Source organism: Carboxylicivirga marina, from assembly GCF_016612505.1.
GTDB classification, from domain to species: Bacteria; Bacteroidota; Bacteroidia; order Bacteroidales; family Marinilabiliaceae; genus Carboxylicivirga; species Carboxylicivirga marina.
In genome coordinates this window covers 1-5,562 of the sequence record NZ_JAENRR010000114.1, presented here as the reverse complement: position 1 = coordinate 5,562, position 5,562 = coordinate 1, and the positions used below count along the sequence as shown (strand labels likewise).

Sequence of the window (5,562 nt, the reverse complement as noted above, 5' to 3'; positions counted from 1 at the left end):
AAAAAAAACTCAAAAAAACATTTGGTTTGTAACTAATAAAGTTGTTACCTTTGCAGCCGCTTCTCAAACGAGAGATGCTAAAAATTACTGAAAGAAGAGTGTTGAGACACTTGATTTTACATTGAGCAAAAGGCTCAGAAAGTTCTTTGAAAATATTGGATAGTACCTAATTTAAACGATTAAATTAGAAAAGGTAAAAGTGAAACCTGAAGTCAATCGCCTATATATAATATAGGAGTTTAAACAGTTATTAAAATTTCTAGAGACATTTAAAAATTTTATACAACGAAGAGTTTGATCCTGGCTCAGGATGAACGCTAGCGACAGGCCTAACACATGCAAGTCGAGGGGTAACATTGGTGCTTGCACCAGATGACGACCGGCGCACGGGTGCGTAACGCGTATGAAACCTACCTTATACTGGGGGATAGCCCGAAGAAATTCGGATTAATACCCCATAATGTTATTGATTGGCATCAATTAATAATTAAAACTCCGGTGGTATAAGATGGTCATGCGTGACATTAGCTAGTTGGTGAGGTAAGGGCTCACCAAGGCGACGATGTCTAGGGGTTCTGAGAGGAAGGTCCCCCACACTGGTACTGAGACACGGACCAGACTCCTACGGGAGGCAGCAGTGAGGAATATTGGTCAATGGACGCAAGTCTGAACCAGCCATGTCGCGTGCAGGAAGACTGCCCTATGGGTTGTAAACTGCTTTTATACGGGAAGAAATATATCTACGTGTAGGTATTTGCCGGTACCGTATGAATAAGCATCGGCTAACTCCGTGCCAGCAGCCGCGGTAATACGGAGGATGCGAGCGTTATCCGGATTCATTGGGTTTAAAGGGTGCGTAGGCGGAATAGTAAGTCAGGGGTGAAAGTTTGCGGCTCAACCGTAAAATTGCCTTTGATACTGTTATTCTTGAGTACATTTGAGGTAGGCGGAATGTGTTGTGTAGCGGTGAAATGCTTAGATATAACACAGAACACCGATTGCGAAGGCAGCTTACTAAACTGTAACTGACGCTGATGCACGAAAGCGTGGGGATCGAACAGGATTAGATACCCTGGTAGTCCACGCCGTAAACGATGATAACTAGTTGTTTGCAATAGACCGTAAGCGACAAAGCGAAAGCATTAAGTTATCCACCTGGGGAGTACGTTGGCAACAATGAAACTCAAAGGAATTGACGGGGGCCCGCACAAGCGGAGGAACATGTGGTTTAATTCGATGATACGCGAGGAACCTTACCTGGACTTAAATGTAGGTTGACAGCTTTAGAGATAGAGTTTTCTTCGGACAATTTACAAGGTGCTGCATGGTTGTCGTCAGCTCGTGCCGTGAGGTGTCGGGTTAAGTCCCATAACGAGCGCAACCCACGTTGTTAGTTACCAGCACATAATGGTGGGCACTCTAACAAGACTGCCGGTGTAAACCGCGAGGAAGGTGTGGATGACGTCAAATCAGCACGGCCCTTACGTCCAGGGCTACACACGTGTTACAATGGTCGGTACAGAGGGCAGCTACCTGGTGACAGGATGCGAATCTCCAAAACCGGTCTCAGTTCGGATCGAAGTCTGCAACCCGACTTCGTGAAGCTGGATTCGCTAGTAATCGCGCATCAGCCATGGCGCGGTGAATACGTTCCCGGGCCTTGTACACACCGCCCGTCAAACCATGGAAGCCGGGGGTACCTGAAGTCTGTTACCGTAAGGAGCGGCCTAGGGTAAATCTGGTAACTAGGGTTAAGTCGTAACAAGGTAGCCGTACCGGAAGGTGTGGCTGGAACACCTCCTTTCTGGAGAATATTTTGATAGCCGGTTTTAGGCTTTCATTTTTACCAATGTACTATTCATAATTACAGCGTCAAGCAATCCGTAATAGATGACTAGACAAATAGATAATAGACCATTAGAAAATAATCTAAAAGTCTAGGACTCTAAAAGTCTAATAATCTAACGGGGAGACACTGCAACAGTCCCGTAGCTCAGTTGGTTAGAGCACTACACTGATAATGTAGGGGTCGGCAGTTCAAGTCTGCCCGGGACTACCAAAGCTAGAAGCTAGCAACTAGAGGCTAGAAGCTAGATAAATGGGGGATTAGCTCAGCTGGCTAGAGCGCCTGCCTTGCACGCAGGAGGTCATCGGTTCGACTCCGATATTCTCCACCAAAGTAGAATAACAGACTATTAGAAGATAGACTGTTAGACTACAAAAAAAGACAAGATAATAAGTATAGAAAAGTCTATAAATCTATTGTCTATAAGTCTAAACATCTTAATGAAAGATATAATGGTTATCAAAGGTTGGTTCGATTCCAACGATATCACAAAAGCATAAGAGAATTGACTGGATTACTATCCGATTGATTCGAGCTTAAACGTTCTTTGACATATTGGCAAAACAAATCAAAATCATAGACACCAACTAGGTGTGTGTAAAAGAAAGTAGATAAGGGCGTACGGGGGATGCCTAGGCTCTCAGAGGCGATGAAAGACGTGATAAGCTGCGATAAGCTACGGGGAAGTGCAAATAACTGTTAATCCGTAGATTTCTGAATGGGACAACCCACTATGTTGAAGACATAGTATCCAGCAATGGAGGCAAACCCGGGGAACTGAAACATCTAAGTACCCGGAGGAAGAGAAAACAAAAGTGATTTCCTAAGTAGCGGCGAGCGAACGGGAATTAGCCCAAACCATTAATGTTTAGGCATTAATGGGGTTGTAGGACTTGCATAATCAAATGTATTAGAAGTGGAATGCTTTGGAAAGAGCAACCAGAGACGGTGATAGTCCGGTACACGTAATAAGACAAGCGAGGCGAGTATCCTGAGTAGCGCGGGACACGAGAAATCCTGTGTGAATCTGGCGGGACCATCCGCTAAGGCTAAATACTCCTGAGAGACCGATAGAGAACCAGTACCGTGAGGGAAAGGTGAAAAGCACTTCGAACAGAAGAGTGAAAAAGTACCTGAAACCGTGCGCCTACAAGCGGTTGGAGCGGATTTAATCCGTGACAGCGTGCCTTTTGCATAATGAGCCTACGAGTTAGTCGTAGCTAGCCAGGTTAAGACTTTAAGGGTCGGAGCCGAAGCGAAAGCGAGTCTGAATAGGGCGATATAGTTAGCTGCGCTAGACGCGAAACCGTGTGATCTACCCATGATCAGGTTGAAGCTGTGGTAACACACAGTGGAGGACCGAACCAGTTGACGTTGAAAAGTCTTTGGATGAATTGTGGGTAGGGGTGAAAGGCCAATCAAACTCGGAAATAGCTCGTACTCCCCGAAATGCATTTAGGTGCAGCCTATGATTAATCTTACAGAGGTAGAGCTACTGATAGGACGCGAGGGTTTCATCGCCTATCAACTCCTGATAAACTCCGAATGCTGTAAGATGATGTCATGGAGTGAGGGCATGGGTGCTAAGGTCCATGTCCGAAAGGGAAAGAACCCGGACCATCAGCTAAGGTCCCCAAATGTATGTTAAGTTGACCAAACGCGGTGTTGTTGCTTAGACAGCTAGGATGTTGGCTTGGAAGCAGCCATTCATTTAAAGAGTGCGTAACAGCTCACTAGTCGAGCGACGATGCATGGATAATAATCGGGCATAAACATACTACCGAAGCTATGGATTGAACTTTAAGTTCAGTGGTAGGGGAGCATTCCAAACTGGGTTGAAGCTGAAGATGTGAGTCACAGTGGACTGTTTGGAAAAGCAAATGTAGGCATAAGTAACGATAATGGGGGTGAGAAACCTCCACGCCGAAAGACCAAGGTTTCCTGATCAACGCTAATCGGATCAGGGTTAGTCGGGACCTAACGCGAACCCGAAAGGGGTAGTGGATGGCAAGCAGGTTAATATTCCTGCACCTGTCTTACAATAAAAGTGACGGATCGACCAGATGCTTACGTACTGACGGAATAGTACGTTGAGCCTAGTCTACGGACGAAGCGAAAGTAAGTAATCGGTTCCAAGAAAAGCGAGTAAGACGGCTCGTACCGTAAACGGACACACGTAGTTGGGTTGAGTATACTAAGGCGCTCGAGTGATTCATGGCTAAGGAACTAGGCAAATTAACTCCGTAACTTCGGGAGAAGGAGTGCTCACAGTGATGTGAGCCGCAGAGAAATGGCCCAGGCGACTGTTTATCAAAAACACATGGCTTTGCTAAATCGAAAGATGATGTATAAGGCCTGACACCTGCCCGGTGCCGGAAGGTTAAGTGGAGATGTTAACTTCGGTGAAGCATTGAAATGAAGCCCCGGTAAACGGCGGCCGTAACTATAACGGTCCTAAGGTAGCGAAATTCCTTGTCGGGTAAGTTCCGACCTGCACGAATGGTGCAACGATCTGGGCACTGTCTCAGCCATGAGCTCGGTGAAATTGTAGTTCCGGTGAAGATGCCGGATACCCGCAACGGGACGGAAAGACCCCGTGAACCTTTACTGCAGCTTAACGTTGGTTTTGGGTAAGTAATGTGTAGGATAGGACGGAGACAATGAAGTGGCGTCGCCAGGCGTTGTGGAGTCATCCTTGAAATACGTCCCTTTGCTTATCTGGAGCCTAACCCATTTATGGGGACACCGTTTGGTGGGTAGTTTGACTGGGGTGGTCGCCTCCAAAAGAGTAACGGAGGCTTCTAAAGGTGCGCTCAAGACGATTGGTAACCGTCTGTAGAGTATAATGGTATAAGCGCGCTTGACTGTGAGGCCTACAAGCCGAGCAGGTACGAAAGTAGAGCATAGTGATCCGGTGGTTCCGCATGGAAGGGCCATCGCTCAAAGGATAAAAGGTACTCCGGGGATAACAGGCTGATCGCTCCCAAGAGCTCATATCGACGGAGCGGTTTGGCACCTCGATGTCGGCTCGTCACATCCTGGGGCTGGAGAAGGTCCCAAGGGTTGGGCTGTTCGCCCATTAAAGTGGCACGCGAGCTGGGTTCAGAACGTCGTGAGACAGTTCGGTCCCTATCTGTTGTGGGCGTAGGAAATTTGAGAAGGCCTGACGTTAGTACGAGAGGACCGCGTTGGACATACCTCTGGTGCACCAGTTGTTCCGCCAGGAGCATTGCTGGGTAGCTAAGTATGGAAGGGATAAGTGCTGAAAGCATCTAAGCACGAAGCCTGCTTCAAGATGAGATTTCCATTAAGGGACGTTAGAGACGATGACGTTGATAGGCTGTAGGTGTAAGTGTGGTGACATACGTAGCCGAGCAGTACTAATTACCCGAAGCTTTCAAGAGAGTATTCTCTTAGGAGATATATTTGACACCATTTTAGTTAGGTGGTTATGATTTTGGTTTGCGCTGATATGTTATTTTAATGATTAATTATCAATTATTAGAGGTTAATGAAATCCATTAATAATTAGATATTAACAATTAATCATTAACTATAAAATATTCAGGTGGTTATTGCATCAGGGTTCCACCTCTTCCCATTCCGAACAGAGAAGTTAAGCCTGATAGCGCCGATGGTACTGCGTAGAAGTGGGAGAGTAGGTCGCCGCCTTTTTTTAGAGAAATCCGATATTCATTATGAGTATCGGATTTTTT

2 tRNA genes and 3 rRNA genes are annotated in these 5,562 nt (G+C 46.2%); all 5 read left to right on the top strand.

What is annotated here, in order from left to right:
* Positions 1-282 precede the first annotated feature (282 nt).
* The 5 genes from JIV24_RS21750 to rrf all read left to right on the top strand — a co-directional run bounded on the left by JIV24_RS21750 (position 283) and on the right by rrf (position 5,521).
* Positions 283-1,804, top strand: a 16S ribosomal RNA gene (locus tag JIV24_RS21750).
* Between the two features lie 178 nt (positions 1,805-1,982).
* Positions 1,983-2,059 (top strand) — tRNA-Ile (locus JIV24_RS21745).
* A 41-nt stretch (positions 2,060-2,100) separates the two neighbouring features.
* Positions 2,101-2,177 (top strand) — tRNA-Ala (locus JIV24_RS21740).
* Between the two features lie 270 nt (positions 2,178-2,447).
* A 23S ribosomal RNA gene (locus tag JIV24_RS21735) occupies positions 2,448-5,249 on the top strand.
* Between the two features lie 161 nt (positions 5,250-5,410).
* A 5S ribosomal RNA gene (gene rrf / locus JIV24_RS21730) occupies positions 5,411-5,521 on the top strand.
* The 16S, 23S and 5S rRNA genes sit together here with 2 tRNA genes alongside, the layout of an rRNA operon.
* Positions 5,522-5,562 lie beyond the last annotated feature (41 nt).